15 protein-coding genes are annotated in these 15,103 nt (G+C 65.5%); 9 read left to right on the forward strand and 6 right to left on the reverse strand.

Translation table 11 applies throughout. The annotated features are described in order from the left end of the window. The first annotated feature begins 27 nt into the window (after nucleotides 1-27). Nucleotides 28-1,161 carry a septation protein SepH gene (gene sepH, locus HMPREF2559_RS02575; RefSeq protein ID WP_066488373.1) on the forward strand — a complete coding sequence of 378 codons (1,134 nt, stop codon included), beginning with the start codon at nucleotides 28-30 and terminating at the stop codon, nucleotides 1,159-1,161. A gap of 46 nt (nucleotides 1,162-1,207) precedes the next feature. Further along, on the forward strand, nucleotides 1,208-2,074 hold the full coding sequence (locus tag HMPREF2559_RS02580) for a DUF6928 family protein (protein ID WP_066488372.1): 867 nt from the start codon (nucleotides 1,208-1,210) through the stop codon (nucleotides 2,072-2,074). A gap of 211 nt (nucleotides 2,075-2,285) precedes the next feature. On the opposite strand, the gene HMPREF2559_RS02585 is transcribed toward HMPREF2559_RS02580, so the two are convergent. The 3 genes from HMPREF2559_RS02585 to HMPREF2559_RS02595 form a co-directional block, all read right to left on the reverse strand. Continuing rightward, nucleotides 2,286-3,095 carry a TrmH family RNA methyltransferase gene (locus HMPREF2559_RS02585; RefSeq protein WP_066488370.1) on the reverse strand — a complete coding sequence of 270 codons (810 nt, stop codon included), beginning with the start codon at nucleotides 3,093-3,095 and terminating at the stop codon, nucleotides 2,286-2,288. Between the two features lie 34 nt (nucleotides 3,096-3,129). After that, nucleotides 3,130-4,533: an NCS2 family permease gene (locus tag HMPREF2559_RS02590; protein ID WP_068801954.1), complete on the reverse strand. Its 1,404-nt coding sequence runs from the start codon at nucleotides 4,531-4,533 to the stop codon at nucleotides 3,130-3,132. Nucleotides 4,534-4,624: 91 nt separating this feature from the next. After that, nucleotides 4,625-5,284 carry a DUF3027 domain-containing protein gene (locus HMPREF2559_RS02595; RefSeq protein ID WP_070539454.1) on the reverse strand — a complete coding sequence of 220 codons (660 nt, stop codon included), beginning with the start codon at nucleotides 5,282-5,284 and terminating at the stop codon, nucleotides 4,625-4,627. Nucleotides 5,285-5,328: 44 nt separating this feature from the next. On the opposite strand from HMPREF2559_RS02595, the gene HMPREF2559_RS02600 reads away from it, so the two are divergent. Together HMPREF2559_RS02600 and HMPREF2559_RS02605 are read left to right on the forward strand one after the other, a co-directional pair. Then, nucleotides 5,329-6,195 (forward strand): glutaminyl-peptide cyclotransferase, encoded by an 867-nt coding sequence (locus tag HMPREF2559_RS02600; RefSeq protein WP_083297755.1) that lies wholly within the window; start codon nucleotides 5,329-5,331, stop codon nucleotides 6,193-6,195. Between the two features lie 25 nt (nucleotides 6,196-6,220). Next, a complete protein-coding gene (locus HMPREF2559_RS02605) occupies nucleotides 6,221-6,793 on the forward strand; it encodes a DUF2771 domain-containing protein (protein WP_066510266.1) in 573 nt (190 codons plus the stop codon). 60 nt (nucleotides 6,794-6,853) lie between these two features. Here the strand turns inward: HMPREF2559_RS02605 and HMPREF2559_RS02610 are convergent, their stop codons facing one another. Continuing rightward, nucleotides 6,854-7,234, reverse strand: coding sequence for a cold-shock protein (locus HMPREF2559_RS02610; protein ID WP_066488595.1), 381 nt, complete (start codon nucleotides 7,232-7,234; stop codon nucleotides 6,854-6,856). A gap of 406 nt (nucleotides 7,235-7,640) precedes the next feature. Between HMPREF2559_RS02610 and HMPREF2559_RS02615 the strand changes: the two genes are divergently transcribed. Continuing rightward, on the forward strand, nucleotides 7,641-8,285 hold the full coding sequence (locus tag HMPREF2559_RS02615) for a resuscitation-promoting factor Rpf1 domain-containing protein (protein ID WP_070539457.1): 645 nt from the start codon (nucleotides 7,641-7,643) through the stop codon (nucleotides 8,283-8,285). A 204-nt stretch (nucleotides 8,286-8,489) separates the two neighbouring features. Here the strand turns inward: HMPREF2559_RS02615 and HMPREF2559_RS02620 are convergent, their stop codons facing one another. After that, nucleotides 8,490-8,678, reverse strand: coding sequence for a hypothetical protein (locus HMPREF2559_RS02620; protein ID WP_066488345.1), 189 nt, complete (start codon nucleotides 8,676-8,678; stop codon nucleotides 8,490-8,492). A 65-nt stretch (nucleotides 8,679-8,743) separates the two neighbouring features. Here HMPREF2559_RS02620 and HMPREF2559_RS02625 point away from each other — a divergent pair, with 65 nt between their 5' ends. Genes HMPREF2559_RS02625 through HMPREF2559_RS02640 form a run of 4 tightly spaced genes read left to right on the forward strand, consistent with a single transcriptional unit; the run spans nucleotide 8,744 to nucleotide 14,211 of the window. Then, nucleotides 8,744-10,810, forward strand: a complete 2,067-nt coding sequence (locus HMPREF2559_RS02625) for a helicase-associated domain-containing protein (RefSeq protein ID WP_070539459.1) — start codon at nucleotides 8,744-8,746, stop codon at nucleotides 10,808-10,810. Between the two features lie 10 nt (nucleotides 10,811-10,820). Beyond that, the gene (locus HMPREF2559_RS02630; RefSeq protein ID WP_066488334.1) at nucleotides 10,821-12,461 is read left to right on the forward strand and encodes a DNA repair helicase XPB; all 1,641 of its coding nucleotides are present in this window, start codon (nucleotides 10,821-10,823) and stop codon (nucleotides 12,459-12,461) included. Beyond that, a complete protein-coding gene (locus HMPREF2559_RS02635) occupies nucleotides 12,458-13,099 on the forward strand; it encodes a DUF3239 domain-containing protein (protein WP_066488329.1) in 642 nt (213 codons plus the stop codon). Before HMPREF2559_RS02630 ends, HMPREF2559_RS02635 begins: the two co-directional genes overlap by 4 nt. Further along, on the forward strand, nucleotides 13,099-14,211 hold the full coding sequence (locus HMPREF2559_RS02640; RefSeq protein WP_070539460.1) for an aminotransferase class I/II-fold pyridoxal phosphate-dependent enzyme: 1,113 nt from the start codon (nucleotides 13,099-13,101) through the stop codon (nucleotides 14,209-14,211). The genes HMPREF2559_RS02635 and HMPREF2559_RS02640 overlap by 1 nt, the downstream gene beginning before the upstream one ends. On the opposite strand, the gene HMPREF2559_RS02645 is transcribed toward HMPREF2559_RS02640, so the two are convergent. Next, nucleotides 14,192-14,548, reverse strand: a complete 357-nt coding sequence (locus tag HMPREF2559_RS02645) for a DUF2200 family protein (protein ID WP_070539462.1) — start codon at nucleotides 14,546-14,548, stop codon at nucleotides 14,192-14,194. The two genes, HMPREF2559_RS02640 and HMPREF2559_RS02645, sit on opposite strands and share 20 nt — an antisense overlap. Nucleotides 14,549-15,103: the final 555 nt, after the last annotated feature.

A 15,103-nucleotide genomic window follows, 5' to 3' on the forward strand; every position in this document is an offset into this window, starting at 1 on the left:
CGCGACAGGAATTAAAGGAGAGCGATCATGCGCGAATTATTCGTGGTCGACAACGAGTCGACCGAGACCTCTTTGGTGCTGCGCACCGAAGACGGAGAGGAATTCTTCCTCGATCTCGGCGCCCTCGCCCCGGATATTCGCGCCCAGCTTGCCGCCCAGCCTGACGATGCCCCCTCTACCGCACCGGAGCCCCAGGCTCCGGCCGAGCAGGATGTGCCGGAGGCACCGGCGGCATCGGAAGCACCCGCAGCACCTGCTCCTGCCCCGCGGCTGACGGCCGTCGGCTCCGCGCCGCGCCGTCCCACCACCGAGAAGCTGAGCATGCGCCCGCCGGAGATTCAGCACCGCATCCGCGCTGGCGCCACCGTCGCCGAACTTGCCGAGGAAATGGGCGTCGCCGAATCCCGCGTCGAGCCCTTCGCACACCCCGTGCTCATGGAGCGCTCGCGCATCGCGGAGCTCGCCAAACAGGCCCACCCGGTCCGCGAGGACGGCCCAGCCAAGCTCACCATCTACGAGGTCCTCGCCACCGCCTTCGCCGCCCGCGGCCACTCACTTTCTGACGCCGCGTGGGACGCCTACCGCGAGAAGGGCCAGCCCTGGACCGTCCGCGTCACGTGGAAGACGGGCCTGAGCGAAAACGAGGCCGAGTGGACCTTGCGTGAGTCCTCCGGCTCCGCGTCCACCCTCGTCGCCCGCAACACCGTGGCCGCTGACCTCACTGACCCGGACTTCGTCCAGCCGGTACGCTCGCTCACCTCCGTCGGCCGCGGTTCCCGCCGTGTCGAGGCACTCGACGCCCGCGAGGACGAGGACTTCGATCCGTATTCCTACGGCGAGCAGGACGAACTGGACGCGCTGCGCCACTCCCGCCGCGCCGACGCCTCCGAGGAGGACGAGACCGTGGTCGAGGTCACCGACGTCACGGACCTCACCGCTCCTACCATCGCGCCCGTGGGCACCCCGCACGACTCCGAGGATGCGGAGCCCTCTGAGGAAAAAGCCAACGCAGCGTCCGAGTCCAACGACAAGGACGAGGAGTTTCTCCAGCATCCGTCGCCCGCGCCCAAGCCGTCCAAGCGCCGTCGTCGCGCCTCGACGCCGAACTGGGAAGACGTCCTCCTCGGCGTGCGCGGCAACACGAAGCGTCCCCGCGACTAACCGCCCAGTCCAGCTCTAGACGTTCACTCAAGAAAGATTCCCTCTCATGAACATCTCACGCGCAGTCCTTACTCTCTGGTACGTCACCGTGGGCGACAGCTCCGAGCCCGCCGCTGACATCGCGAAGGTCCTCAACGCCGATCCCAAGGCGGACCGCGGCTTCGGGCGCAAGTACTTGAGCCAGCTCAATCCGGCGTTCCCCGTGACGCCCATTGGCCAGTTCCCGCTCGGCCGCTCCGCGCAGGCTGACGTGGGCGAGTTCTACATCGGCGGCTACCCCGGCGTGACCGTGGTCCAGACCGTCATCATGGACGACGCCCTCACGCTCTCCAAGCTCTCCCCGCTCCTGCTGCGCGCCATCAACGCCAAGCACATCTTCGCCTTCGCGTCCAACGAGGAGGAGGGCTACGCCGGCATGGCACACTGGGAGAACTACGAGCTCAAGCGCTCCCTGTGCTCGACGCGCACCGAGTTCATCGAGGACATCGGCCTGCCCGAGCCTTACGAAGGCCCCTACTGGGCCGGCGAGCACCGCCCCTCCACCTTCGGTGCCATCACTCTGCCCTTCGTCCCCCAGGAGCTCATGCAGGAAGCCGAGCGCACCTGGCTCGGCGTGGAAATCGGCGAGAACGGTCCCAACCTCGACGTCGTGGGCTACGCCATCGACGGCCGCCCCGAACCCAAGGTCGACCCGGCCCCCGCACCTAAGTCCACCTCCGAGCTCGTCGAGACCTCCGCCGCGAAGCTGGGCGTCGGCCCCGCCAACGGCGCTTACGACGACTACGCAGACCCCGAGGCCGAGCCCGAGTCCACCATCGCCGAGTCCGCCCAGCGCACCGCGCACGACCTCGCGGACCTCGGCCGCACCATTGCCTCGCGCGTCGTCACGTTCTTCAAGAACCGCCGCCGCTAGCCCCTCCGCGCACGCCGACAATCGACGCAAAAATCCCTTCAGGACATATAAGCCCCTCCCCGAGCGCCCACGCGGAGCCTTCAATCTCCTGAACGTGGAACCCCACCGCGGCCAATCACACTCCAAGCCGACTGTGCCCTCCGCGTGAGCCGAAAATCGGCACATCTCGGCCTGAAGCGTAACAATGCCGCCAGGACTGGGGAGCGCGGGGCTAGAAGTCGAGCAGCGAGCGCTGGCGCTCGTAGAACGCAATCGCCGCGGACGTCGCCACGTTCAAGGAATCGGTTCCCGGGGCCATCGGAATGCGTGCGCGGACGTCCGTGGCCTTCATCGCGTGTTCGGTAAGGCCGGGGCCTTCGGCGCCCACGAGGAGCGCGACCTTCTCGGCGCCCTTGAGAGCTTGGGCCAGGTGGACCGCGTCCTCGCTGGGGGTTAAGGAGACGAGACGGAAGCCGGCATCGGAAAGCTTGGCCAGCTTATGTTGCCAATTGGTGTAGCCGCCCTCGAAGCGGGCCCACGGCAGGCGCAGGACGTGGCCCATGGACACGCGGACGCTGCGTCGGTAGAGCGGGTCCGCGGTGCCGGAGCCCAGCAGCACGCCGTCGACATCCATACCCGCGGCGTTGCGGAAGATGCCGCCGATATTCTCGTGGTCGCCCACGCCTTCCATGACGACGAGCGTCTGTGCACCCTCGATGACCTCGTCGACCGACCAGGCGTCCAGGCGGTCCGCGGACGCGAGCAGGCCGCGGTGCATGTCAAAGCCGGCGACCTCAGTGAGCATGTCGCGGGTGACCTCGTAGATGGGCACGTCGTCGGGCACCTCGTGCTGCGACAGGTAGGTGTCGATCTTCGCCTTGAAGCCCACAATGCAGCGGGTGGGGTACGCGGAGGCGAGCAGGCGCTCGACGATGATGGGGCCCTCGCCAATGACAAGACCCTCGCCGTGGGCGTCGGACTTTTTCAAGTTCCGAACGTCATCCAGGCGAGGGTCGTTGACGTCTTCAATTACGTAGCGCATGTACCCGACACTACCGTGTCGGGAATGCAGCGAACTAAACGATAACGGAGGAAATCGGTCCCATGCCGAAATAGACCACAAACATCGCGGCCACGAGCCACATGATCCAGTGGACCTGCTTGGCCTTGCCTGCGAAGACAGCCATGGCAGCGAAGGCGATGAAGCCCACGCCAATGCCGTTGGCGATGGAGTAAGTAAACGGCATGACCACGATGGTGAGGAACGCCGGGATGGCGACCTCCATCTTGTGCCACTCGATCTCGGTGATCTGGGAGGCCATGAGCACGCCCACGATGACGAGGACCGGTGCGGCGGCCTCGATCGGGACGATCTCATAGAGCGGGGTCAAGAACATGGCGAGCAGGAAGAGCACACCCGTCGTGATGTTGGCCAGGCCGGTGCGGGCGCCATCGGCGATGCCCGCAGAAGAGTCTGCAAAGACGGTGTTGGAGGAGGCGGAGCCCAGGCCGCCGGCCACGGCGCCGAAGCCCTCGACGACCAGGGCCTTCTTCATGTCCGGCAGAACGCCGTCCTCGTCGACGAGGTCGCCCTGCTTGCCCAGGCCCGTCATGGTGCCCATGGCGTCGAAGAAGTTGGTGAGCAGCAGCGTGAAGATGAGTAGCACGGTGGCGACGACGCCCAGCTTGGTGAACGCGCCGAAGAGGCTCACCTCACCCACGATGGAGAGATCCGGCATGCCGCCGAGCGACGACGGGGCGCCCGGGGTGGCCATGCCCCAGTCCTCGTTGGGGAAGAGAGCCTGCAGGATGATCGCGATGACGGTCGTGATGACAATCGCCAGGAACAGGCCGCCCGGGACGTTGCGGATGACGCAGAAGGCGCAGATGAGCAGGCCGATAACGAAGACGAAGGCCGGCCAGGTCGCAATGGAGCCGTTGATACCCAGGCCAACCGGCACGGTGGTGTGCGCGGCGTCCGGCACGCGGGTGACAAACCCGCCGTCCACGAAGCCGATGATGGCGATGAACATACCAATACCGACGCCCATCGCGGCCTTCATGGAGTGCGGGATGGCCTCAAAGACGGCGGTGCGGAAGCCGGAGACGGCCAACAGCACGATGATGATGCCCTCGATGACCACGAGACCCATGGCCTCCTGCCAGGACAGGCCCTTGGTGGCGACCATCGTGACCGCAACAAAGGTGTTCATACCCAGGCCCGCCGCCATGGCGAATGGGTAGCGGGCGATAGCGCCGAAGGCGATGGTCATAATGCCGGCGATAAGCGCCGTGGCGGCGGCGACCTGCGGGATGCCGAGCGCGTGGCCGTTGACGTCGGGTGTGGTGCCCAAGATGAGCGGGTTGAGCAGGATGATGTACGCCATCGCGAAGAACGAGACCGTTCCCGCGCGGACTTCGGTTCCTACAGTGGAACCGCGTTCAGAGATATGGAAATACCGATCGAGAGCAGTCTTCACGAGCAAGAGCCCCTTTACCTAGTGCCAGGAGGATTGAGTTTTACCTGCAAAGATTCCCCCACCACAGGCAAAAACGCAAAACTGGACTAGATCAGAAGATGGGCTTTTCGTCGTCGAAGGCGCGGCCGGGCTCGTTGTCGGTCTCTGTGACCGTGGTTTTTGAGTGCGCGCCGCAGCCATACGTGGCGTGGACCACGCGGCCATCGGCGGAATATGCGTTTGCACACACTCCGAAGTTGGGCATGAACGGAACCATGAAAGCGCACGTCTTGCACTGCAGCGGGGCCGCAGCCGCCATGGCGGAATTCGGGCCGAACTCGCCGGTGCGCCAACGTGTGCGGGCGTCCTGGACGGCGGCTTCGGTGAGGTTGCCAAAGTCGTCGAGACGGTCATCGTCAGGCACCGGCATGAGGTCACCCGGGCCGAGGTCGCCGGGACGCACGCGCTCGGCATAGGGCACCCACTCGGGTGCCTGGAGGGCGTCGCCGCCGGGCACGAGCGCGACCTCGTTGACGGTCACGTCCTCCGATCCCGCCGCGCACGCGAGCACCGCCTGCCACTCCCAGCCCGGGTAGCCAGGCATGTCGGCCTCAAAGCGGTGCGTCGCGACGTTGCGCGTGAGCCCGGCGACGCCAATATGCTTGCCGATGCCCCCTTCGCCCAGCTCGGCAACGGCCTCCCGCGCCACCTCCACAGCGCGCGCGCCGAGGAGCGGGTTGTGGTGGGTGGACTCTCTCTTTTTGCTTGACACGCTTCCTATTATGGGTCATCCGCGCCGTGGTAGCGTCCTTAGGTATGCTTCGCTCTCTCACGGCCCGATTTTCCTCTCCCCCTGCGACCACTCCACGGTCGCAGGTCGCCGCCGGGGTCGCCGCGCTCATCGTGCCCGCCGCGCTCCTCGCCGCGTGCGGCACTGATGGTTCCTCCTCCCCCACCTCCGCCGCCCCGGCCGAGGTGGAGAAACTCACCGCGGTCGTCCACGAGACGCTGCCTTTTGATGCGACGTCGTTTACGCAGGGCCTCGAGACCACCGAGGACGGCGAGCTGTGGGTAGGCACCGGCCAGTACGGCGAGTCCCGCCTCTACCGCTTTGATCCGGTCACGGGCGACGAGCGCGCGTCGGTCGACCTGGACCCGCAGCTCTTCGGCGAGGGCATTACCCAGTTTGAGGATTCCATCTGGCAACTCACGTGGAAGGCCGGCGAGGCCATCCGCTACAACGCGGCGACGCTGAAAGAAACCGGCCGCGCCCACTACGAGGGCGAAGGCTGGGGTCTGTGCGCGCTCGACAACGAACTCATCATGTCGGACGGCACAGCGGAACTGCGCCACCTCGACCCGGATAACTTCGAGGAGCGCTCGCGCGTCACGGTCACGCGGGACGGCGCACCGGTCAACGAGATTAACGAGCTCGAGTGCGTCGACGGCCACGTCTATGCCAACGTGTGGTTTAGCACGGACATCCTGCGTATCGACCCGGCCACCGGCGAGGTCACCGGCGTCATCGACGCGTCGGGCGTGAAGAATAACGCGGCGGACGATCCCAATAACGTGCTCAACGGCATCGCGCACATCAAGGGCACGGACCAGTTCTACGTCACGGGCAAGCGCTGGCCGGATCTGTACCGAGTGAGCTTCGAGCCCGCTGCGTCCGACACGTAGTGTCCGTCGAGTAGTATTTTGCACCATGGCAACGCGCAAAGAGGCTAAGAAGAAATCCCTCCTCCAATTACTGGCGGTCATCATCGCCGTCGTCGTGATCGTCGTGGCGGTCGTACTCTTCCAGAACTGGCGCAGCAATAAGCCAGGGGCGCAGCCGCAGGATATTAAGGTCACCGCATCCGTCGGTGATGAATCCATGGAGGTCGCCCCGTACATGGTGTGCGAGCCCGGCGCGGACTGCCCCGAGGGCGAGGTGCCCAACCTCGTCGTCGGCGAGAATGACACCTTGAAGATCGAGGTGCCTGACGATATCGCGTCCAACCAGTGGCAGCTGCTCACCATCTACGACGACCCGGCGGCCAACGATGAGCAGCTCCACGGCGCCGGCGAGACGACGGTGGTGGAAGTTCCGGGCTCGGTGGAGGGGGCATCGGAAGGCAAGAAGGCGCACCTGGCCGTCGTGGAGATTTCTGCGGTGCTGCTGGGCACCAATGAGGGCGGCGAGGAAACGCCGTATACGGCTGTATGGTCCCTGTCTACTCTTGCCCCGGATGAGCTCGCGGCGGCGACGGCGACGTCTTCTGCCCCGGCTGAATAATCTTCTCCCCAATAACAAACGCGCGTCACTGTGGTCTCACGGTGACGCGCGGTGCGTTTTCTATGAATCAAGCTCCTTGGCGATGGCGCGCAGGATGGCGGCGACATCGCGTCCGGTCTTGCGGTCCGGGTAGTGCCCTGCGGTGAGCGAAGGCTGCACCTGGGACTCGAGGACCGTCATGACGTCTGCAATCATGGAGCCCAATTCCTCGGGCTTGCGGGACGGGGTGCGGCGACGCGGCTTGTCGAGCACGTTCACGCGCAGCGCCTGCGGGCCGCGGCGGCCGGCCGCGAAGTCGAACTCGATGCGCTGGCCTTGCACCAGCTCCTCAACGCCCTCCGGGAGTACGGAACGTCCAACGAAGACGTCCTCGCTGCCGGGATTGGAGACAAAGCCAAAGCCCTTCTCCGCGTCGTACCACTTCACTTTGCCGATAGGCACGAGGCTCACCACTTTCTTGTGTCTTAGGGATAAAAGAGTATTCAGGGGAAGATGTCATTTTACTACGCGCCCGCCGGTTGCGAAATCACAGCACAATCGTGGCGCGGCGACCCGTGTGGCGCGTCTCACAAAATTGGATGTAACGCTTCTCAAAATCCGTTCACCTGGGATTTTTCATTAGGCGGCCGGCTCCGGCGAGCGGACATTGTCACGAAAAGGTCAAAGAACGTGACACTTTCGTTATAAACCGGTACCGTGTCCCCCAAGCGCTTAAGTCGGAGCACCACGGCTCACGGCCGGCAACCACCCGCTTATCAATCCAAACGGTTGCAGCCTGACCCAGCCCGACACTTTTGACCGACGCGCATTCAGTACTTATAGCGGGAAGAGAGAGGAACACTCAATCATGGGACGTCATTCCGCTAAGAAGCACACGGCCGCTAAGTTCGCCGCCACCACCGTTGCCTTCGGCGCCGCTGCCACCCTCATGGCCCCGACCGCCTCCGCGGCTCCGGATTCTGACTGGGACCGCCTCGCACAGTGCGAGTCCGGCGGCAACTGGGCCATCAACACCGGCAACGGCTACCACGGCGGCCTGCAGTTCTCCGCCTCCACCTGGCAGGCCTACGGCGGCGGCGAGTTCGCCCCGACCGCCAACCAGGCCACCCGTGAGCAGCAGATTGCTGTCGCCGAGCGCACCCTCGCCGCACAGGGCTGGGGCGCATGGCCGGCCTGCTCCGCGTCCCTGGGCCTGAACTCCGCCCCGACGCCGCGCAACCTCGACGCCGCCCCGGCGCCGGCACCGGCTCCGGCTCCGGCCCCTGCCGTCCAGCCTGAGGCCGCCGCTCCGGCACAGGCTTCCTCCGAGTCCGATGACCTCGCCGTGGACAACCTCTACGCGCTGATCACGGACACCGCCACTAAGTACGGCTACCAGCTGCCCGCCAACTTCAAGGAGCAGTACAAGGCCAACCGCGAGTCCCTCAACAACCTCTACGCGGCCAACCGCAACTCGGTCGACCCGATTGCCGCTGTCATCGCTTCCCTGTAAGCACCGATAGCGTTCAGCCCACGCGCTCCCCTGCGGAGCGGCGTGGGCTTTCGTGGTTTTGGGGTCGCGTAGCCACGAACAAAAGTCGCCACAATCTGCGCCCAGTGAGGCTCTGCAGCCACGAAGTGAGGCAGATTCTGCTCGCCTGCTCCACCCGAAAACGATGAAAGGCACCCCGAAGGGTGCCATGCGTGCGCCGAAACCTTAGCGGTTGATGCGCGTGTACGGGTGAACGTAGTTCAGCTTCTCAGCCGGGAGAGGCAGAACAGTGTCGTCACCGTACGGGCTCGAAGCGCCGGCAAACGGAGCGGAAATTTCGGTAATTGCGTGCTCGCGGGCGTCGTTCTTCGGCCAAGCCGGGGACACGTGGCCCTTCTTCTCTACATTCGACATGCCCTATATTCTGCCAAACCTGCGCGGAAAACGTAACTTAATCGGGGTTAGACTTGTCACCCGATATGGTTTCTTCTCACACGCTGGCCACCCCAGCCACTGATTTCCGCTCCTGGCTGGGCAAACGCAGCGACGATGAACTCGCGCGCATCCTCACTCACCGCCCCGATGCCACGCATCCGCTACCCCCAGGCATTGCCCCGCTCGCCACGCGCCTGCTCCTGCGCACCTCCCTCGCCCGCGCGCTCGCCACGTGCACCGCAGCAGAACTGGCCACACTGGAACGACTCGTGGCAGCCGGCGCAGAATTCGAACCCGTGGAGTTCGCTCCTTCAGGCACCGCCGCGGTCATCGACGCGTTGAAAGACAAAGCCCTCGTCTTTAACACCGACGACTCCCGCGTCATGGTCCCCCGCGAGGTCATGGCGGCACTTCCCGCAGACTGGTCGCTGCTCGAACAGCACACCGTGGACCCGGCGGATATCGAGAAACTCGACAATGAACAACGCCGCGTGCTGGAGACCCTCGCGCCCACGGGCCTGGGCACCACGCGCGACGCTGCCCCAGACGCGGACCCGGCGCGCCCCATCCCCCGGCTTATCGCGGCGGGGCTCCTCCAGCGCGTCGACGCGCGGACCGTCCGCCTGCCGCGGGCCACGCGCCTCGCGCTCCGAGGCCAAGCGCCGCTCAACATCCCGCTGGAGCCGTCCGGCCGCCAAGGTGGGCCGGTACAGGACCAGAAGACTAACGAAGCCGGCGCCGCCGCGGGCCTCGACGTCGTGCGTCTCATGGGCCGTCTCATCGACATCCTGGGACAAGAGCCGGTCGAGCTGCTCAAGGACAAGACGGTGGGCGTCCGACCCCTCGCACACCTGGCCAGGAAACTCGACACGGACTACGTCAAGGAACTCATCGCGCTAGGCTTCCACGCGCGCCTCCTCGGCCGCGGAGAACCGAAGGGCGGTCCGGAGGGCAACTTCCTGGCTCCCACGCAGGCGGCACAAGAATGGGCCGACGCCCCACTCCCCGACCGCCTCCAGGTCCTCCTCGACGCGTGGGAGACCTCCCCGTGGGCCGCGTGGGAGTCGCAGCGCGGCCTCGACCAGGAGACCGCTCACGACTATCTGCCGCGCCACCGGGCGAGAATCCTCGACGTCTACAGGAACAGCAGCCAACCGCTCAACCTCGAAGAGTTCTGGGAAGACCTCCGCTTTGCCAGTCCTCTCTTCGCCGCGCACACGCAACCGGCCACCATCGAGCGCCTCCACGCCGAGGCCCAGTGGCTGGGCGTTACCGCCCGCGGCGCCCTCGTCCAGGAGCGCCCCGTGCCCGAGGCCGTCGAGCAATTCATCATGCAGGCTGACATGACGGTGCTCACCCCGGGCCCGCTCGTCACGGAGCTGCTGCGCACGCTGGAGAATCTCGCGGATCTCGAGTCACCGGGCCTGGCCAGCGTCTACCGCATCTCCACCGAGTCGCTGCGCCGCGGCATGGACTCCGGTATGACGGCCCAGGAGATCAAGGACTTCCTCCAGGCCCATGCCCTCGGCGAGGTCCCTCAGGCCGTGGAATTCCTCATCGACGACGTCGCCCGCCGGCACGGCACACTGCGCTCCGGCACGGCGCTCGCTTACGTCCGCTGCGAGGACGAGGCCCTGCTCGCCCAAGCCGTCGCCGCCGTGGACTCCCTTAGGCTGCTTGCGCCCACCGTCGCCATCTCCCAGCAACGCTTAGGCATCGTCCTCGAAGAGCTACGAAGCAACGGTTTCGCTCCCGCCGCCGAAGACGAGCATGGCGCCTCCATCGCTGTCCACCCCGAGCCAGCGCTCCTGCCCACGCCTCGCGCGCACGCGCCCCGCCGCGAGGAGCCCGATGTCGCGCGTGCCGTCGCCGCCATCCGCACCGCCGAGCCCAATCAAACTCCAGAAGGACCGGACATCGGACTCATCGAGGCAGCCGCCCGCGGCTCCCGACTCATCGTTGTGGGCTACGCGGACCGCAACGGCCGCCCGCGCGAGGTCACCGTCACCCCGCTCACCGTCGCCGGCGGCCAGGTCGACGCCCTCGACCGCGACGGCCACCCCGTCCGCTTCCCCCTCCACCGGATTATGAGCGCGCGGCTTAAGGACTAAACTGGGCCGAATGAATGGCCCGCTTATCGTCCAGTCGGATAAGACCGTCCTCCTTGAGGTCGACCACGAGCTTGCCGATGCCGCCCGCGCAGCCCTGGCCCCCTTCGCCGAGCTCGAGCGCGCCCCGGAGCATATCCATACCTACCGCATCACCCCGCTCGCGCTGTGGAACGCCCGCGCCGCCGGCTTCGACGCGGAGCAAGTCGTCGACGTCCTCGAGACGTATTCGCGCTTCCCCGTCCCGCAGGCGCTGCTCATCGACGTCGCGGAGACAATGTCGCGCTACGGCCGCGTGCGCCTCCAGGCCCACCCGGCCCACGGACTCATCCTCGAATCCGATGAGCCTGCCATCCTCGTCGAGCTCGAACGTCACAAGAAGGTCGGCGGCATGCTCGGCGCGCGCATCGACGGCAACACCATCGCCGTCCCGCCCTCAGAGCGCGGCCGCCTCAAGCAGGAGCTGCTCAAGGTCGGCTGGCCCGCAGAGGACCTCGCCGGCTACGTCGACGGCGAGTCCCACCCCATCGCGCTCACCGAGGATGACTGGCACCTGCGTGACTACCAGCAGTACGCCGCGGACTCCTTCTGGGCCGGCGGCTCCGGCGTCGTCGTGCTGCCCTGCGGCGCCGGCAAGACCGTCGTGGGCGCGGCCGCCATGTCCAAGGCCCAGGCCACCACGCTCATCCTCGTCACTAACACCGTCGCCGGCCGGCAATGGCGCGATGAGCTGCTCAAGCGCACCACGCTTACCGAGAATGAAATCGGCGAATACTCCGGCGAGAAGAAGGAAATAAAACCCGTCACCATCGCCACCTACCAGGTCGTCACCCGCAAGACGAAGGGCGAATACCGCGCGCTCGAGCTCTTCGACTCCCGCGACTGGGGCCTTATCATCTACGACGAGGTCCATCTCCTGCCCGCACCCGTGTTCCGCATGACCTCGGATCTCCAGTCTCGCCGTCGCCTCGGGCTTACCGCCACTCTCGTCCGCGAGGACGGCGCCGAGGGTGACGTCTTCTCCCTCATCGGCCCCAAGCGCTACGACGCGCCTTGGAAGGAGCTCGAACAGCAGGGCTTTATCGCCACCGCCGACTGCGTCGAGGTTCGCGTCGACCTCGGCCCCGAGGAACGCATGCTCTACGCCACCGCCCAGCCGCGCGACCGCTACCGCATCGCCGCTTCCGCCGAAGCCAAGGACCATGTCGTCGAAACCTTGCTCAAGCAGCACGAAGGCCAGCAAGCCCTCATCATCGGCGGCTACCTCGAGCAGCTCGAGGGCATCGGAAAGCGCATAGGCGCACCCGTCATTCATGGAAAGACCTCCAATGCCAAGCGCGAGAAACTCTTCCAGCAATTCCGCGACGGCGAGATCCACACCCTCGTTGTCTCCAAGGTCGCCAACTTCTCGATCGACCTTCCCGAGGCCGCCCTGGCCATCCAGGTCTCCGGCACCTTCGGCTCCCGCCAGGAGGAGGCCCAGCGGCTGGGCCGCCTGCTGCGGCCTAAGTCGGACGGGCGCGAGGCGCATTTCTACACGCTGGTCACCCGCGATACCCTCGACGCCGAATACGCCGTCCACCGCCAACGCTTCCTCGCGGAGCAGGGTTACGCGTACCGGCTCGTGGACGCACTAGACTTGGAGGAACTATGAAGATCTTCAAATTCGACGTCGACGAGGCGTTCGCCAAGAAAAACAACGAACTTCTCCGCGACTCCGTACGTCTACGCAATTCGGGTCTCGTCATGGGCCTCGTGCTCATCCTCGCCGGCATCGCCGTCTACGTCCTCGTAGACGCCATCTGGTCCATCACCATCGGCATCGGCCTAGCGCTCTTCGGCATCATGATGGCCATCGTCGGCGTCGTCGCCTCCCGCAAGGTCGGCACCGCCCAGGAGCTCTACAACGCGTATCCGCTCGCCCCCGCCGTCATCGCCGAGGTCAACGAGCGCGACATGGTCCTCATGGCTCTCGTCAACACCAACGTCGACCCGAACCTCCCACCGCGTTGGGGCGCAGCACTGCGCACCGTCACCACTATCCCGGGCCTGGCGAACCGCACCGTCGGCACGAAGATTCCCGTCGCCGCCGTCTCCGGCCACCGCGCCAGCAGCGACCAGGACCACTGGCAGCAGATCACCCCCATGCCCATCGCCTGGGGCACGCCTGACCAGGACATCGTCAAGATCGCGCGCACCTCCATCCCCGAGGAAGAGTGGCACCGCCTCGACCGCGCCCGCAAGCGCCTCACGGACGTCAAGGCCACCAAGTTCGATTTATTGGTGCTCTAATGACAGTCCAGCGCCTCCAGCAGTGTGGCGAGACCGTCTTCTCCACCATGACCGCCCTCGCCACCAAGCACAACGCAATTAACCTTGGCCAGGGCTTCCCAGACACCGACGGCCCCGCCCGCATGCTCGAGATCGCCCAGGAGCAGATCGCCACCGGCCATAACCAGTACGCGCCCCTGCGCGGTGTGCCCCAGCTTCTCGATGCCCTCTCCGCCCACTACGGCGTCCCCACCGACCACCTCGTGGTCACCGCCGGCGCCACGGAGGCCATCACGGCCACCGTCCTCGGCCTCGTCGAGCCCGGCCAAGAGGTCATTGTCCTCGAGCCCTACTACGACGCCTACGCCGCGGCCATCGCGCTTGCCGATGCCACCCGCGTCCCCGTCCCCCTCACCCCTACCGTCGGCACGTGGGACCTCGACGTAGACGCCGTGCGCGCCGCCGTGACGGACAAGACGGCGATGATCATCATCAACTCTCCGCATAACCCGACGGGCTCCGTCTTCTCCCGCCCCGCACTCGACGCCCTTGCCGAGCTCTGCGTCGAGCACGACCTCCTTATCCTCGCTGATGAAGTCTACGAGGACCTCGTCTTCCACGGCTCCTTTACCTCCGTGCGCGACTTGCCGGGCATGGCCGAGCGCACCATCAAGATCTCGTCTGCCGCCAAGTCCTTCAACGCGACCGGCTGGAAGACCGGCTGGGCTATCGCGACTCCGGAGCTACTCGACGGCGTCATCAAGGCCAAGCAGTTCATGTCCTTCGTCTCCACGACGCCCTTCCAGCCCGCCGTCGCCCACGCCCTCACCCACGAGCAGCAGTGGCAGACCAACATGGTCACCGGCCTCGAAGAGTGCCGCGACATCCTCGCTGAAGGCCTGGCCTCGCTGGGATACGAAGTCTTCGCTACCCCTGGCACCTATTACCTGGTGGCCGACGTCCACGAAGACGCCATCGAATTCTGCACCCGCCTACCTGCCGAGCGCGGCGTCGCCGCCATCCCTTTGTCCCCTTTTACGGACAACCCCGAGCCGTGGAAGAACTTCGTGCGCTTCGCCTTCTGCAAGCGCCCCGAGGTCATCCGCGAGGCCGTTAAGCGTTTGACCGCTTAATCTTTTCCATTGCTTTGCCCTTCGCCAGCTCGTCAATGACCTTGTCGAGCTGGCGAATCAGTTTCATCAGCGGGTTTTCCAACTCCTGAATCTTCACGCCGCAGATGCTGCCCGTCACCAGTTCCCTGGCAGGGTTGAGCGCCGGCGCCTTCTCAAAGCACTCCCGCATGGTCGTGCCATCAGCACGCACCTCGTCAAGGCCGTCATCGTCGTAGCCCGTCATCCACTGGATGAGCTCACGCACCTCCGACTCCGTGGGCTCCTTCCGCTCGGCCTTCGCCACATAGGCGTCGTAGATGTCACCAAACGCAAACGAGTAAATCTTATGCTCTGCCATAGAGAATGAGCCTATACGCGACCATCTCTCCCAACAGAAAGTCTTCCGATGCGCACAGTCACACGCAACACCCTCGTCGCCGTCGCGGCAACCCTCGTGGTGACTGCCGTGGCCCTCCTCATCACCGTGCACGCCTTTAACCCGTCTCGAGGTCTACTCCCTCACCTCCCAAGCGCACAGCCAGGACTACGAGCTCATCATTCACAACCCGGTGCTCTATACCTATAGCTTCCTGCCCGAGTAGCCTCTGCCGACCGCGACTTCACCGCAGCGAACCTTGTGTCACCGCCCCTATGTTTTGCCACTGTGTCGGTAAAAGGCCATTTAGTTCTGCGGCTTACGGCCCAGTTGCGAAAAAGCTTCGACGGTTGACAGTGGTTTTTCTTGTCCGCACAGTGTGGCCACTTCCGACTGTCTGATTCGTCGGGCCAAGAAAAGACGTGCCGAAGCGCGCCCTCGTCGTCATGGGCGCTAGAACTTCAACGAAGGCCGCCATCCTCAGGAGCCAGGCCGGTGCGACTTACCCGCTACGTGCGTTGAAGTGTGAATGAGTCG

It is taken from the genome of Corynebacterium sp. HMSC072G08 (assembly GCF_001809185.1).
Classification (GTDB): domain Bacteria; phylum Actinomycetota; class Actinomycetes; order Mycobacteriales; family Mycobacteriaceae; genus Corynebacterium; species Corynebacterium phoceense.

What these genes read in the sequence shown, in the direction of transcription:
- HMPREF2559_RS02580 (WP_066488372.1), top strand. Translation starts at nt 1,208, where the DNA reads ATGAACATCTCACGCGCAGTCCTTACTCTCTGGTACGTCACCGTGGGC.
- HMPREF2559_RS02625 (WP_070539459.1), top strand. Translation starts at nt 8,744, where the DNA reads ATGGTTTCTTCTCACACGCTGGCCACCCCAGCCACTGATTTCCGCTCC.
- HMPREF2559_RS02605 (WP_066510266.1), top strand. Translation starts at nt 6,221, where the DNA reads ATGGCAACGCGCAAAGAGGCTAAGAAGAAATCCCTCCTCCAATTACTG.
- HMPREF2559_RS02640 (WP_070539460.1), top strand. Translation starts at nt 13,099, where the DNA reads ATGACAGTCCAGCGCCTCCAGCAGTGTGGCGAGACCGTCTTCTCCACC.
- HMPREF2559_RS02615 (WP_070539457.1), top strand. Translation starts at nt 7,641, where the DNA reads ATGGGACGTCATTCCGCTAAGAAGCACACGGCCGCTAAGTTCGCCGCC.
- sepH (WP_066488373.1), top strand. Translation starts at nt 28, where the DNA reads ATGCGCGAATTATTCGTGGTCGACAACGAGTCGACCGAGACCTCTTTG.
- HMPREF2559_RS02620 (WP_066488345.1), bottom strand. Translation starts at nt 8,678, where the DNA reads ATGTCGAATGTAGAGAAGAAGGGCCACGTGTCCCCGGCTTGGCCGAAG.
- HMPREF2559_RS02635 (WP_066488329.1), top strand. Translation starts at nt 12,458, where the DNA reads ATGAAGATCTTCAAATTCGACGTCGACGAGGCGTTCGCCAAGAAAAAC.
- HMPREF2559_RS02600 (WP_083297755.1), top strand. Translation starts at nt 5,329, where the DNA reads ATGCTTCGCTCTCTCACGGCCCGATTTTCCTCTCCCCCTGCGACCACT.
- HMPREF2559_RS02645 (WP_070539462.1), bottom strand. Translation starts at nt 14,548, where the DNA reads ATGGCAGAGCATAAGATTTACTCGTTTGCGTTTGGTGACATCTACGAC.
- HMPREF2559_RS02630 (WP_066488334.1), top strand. Translation starts at nt 10,821, where the DNA reads ATGAATGGCCCGCTTATCGTCCAGTCGGATAAGACCGTCCTCCTTGAG.
- HMPREF2559_RS02585 (WP_066488370.1), bottom strand. Translation starts at nt 3,095, where the DNA reads ATGCGCTACGTAATTGAAGACGTCAACGACCCTCGCCTGGATGACGTT.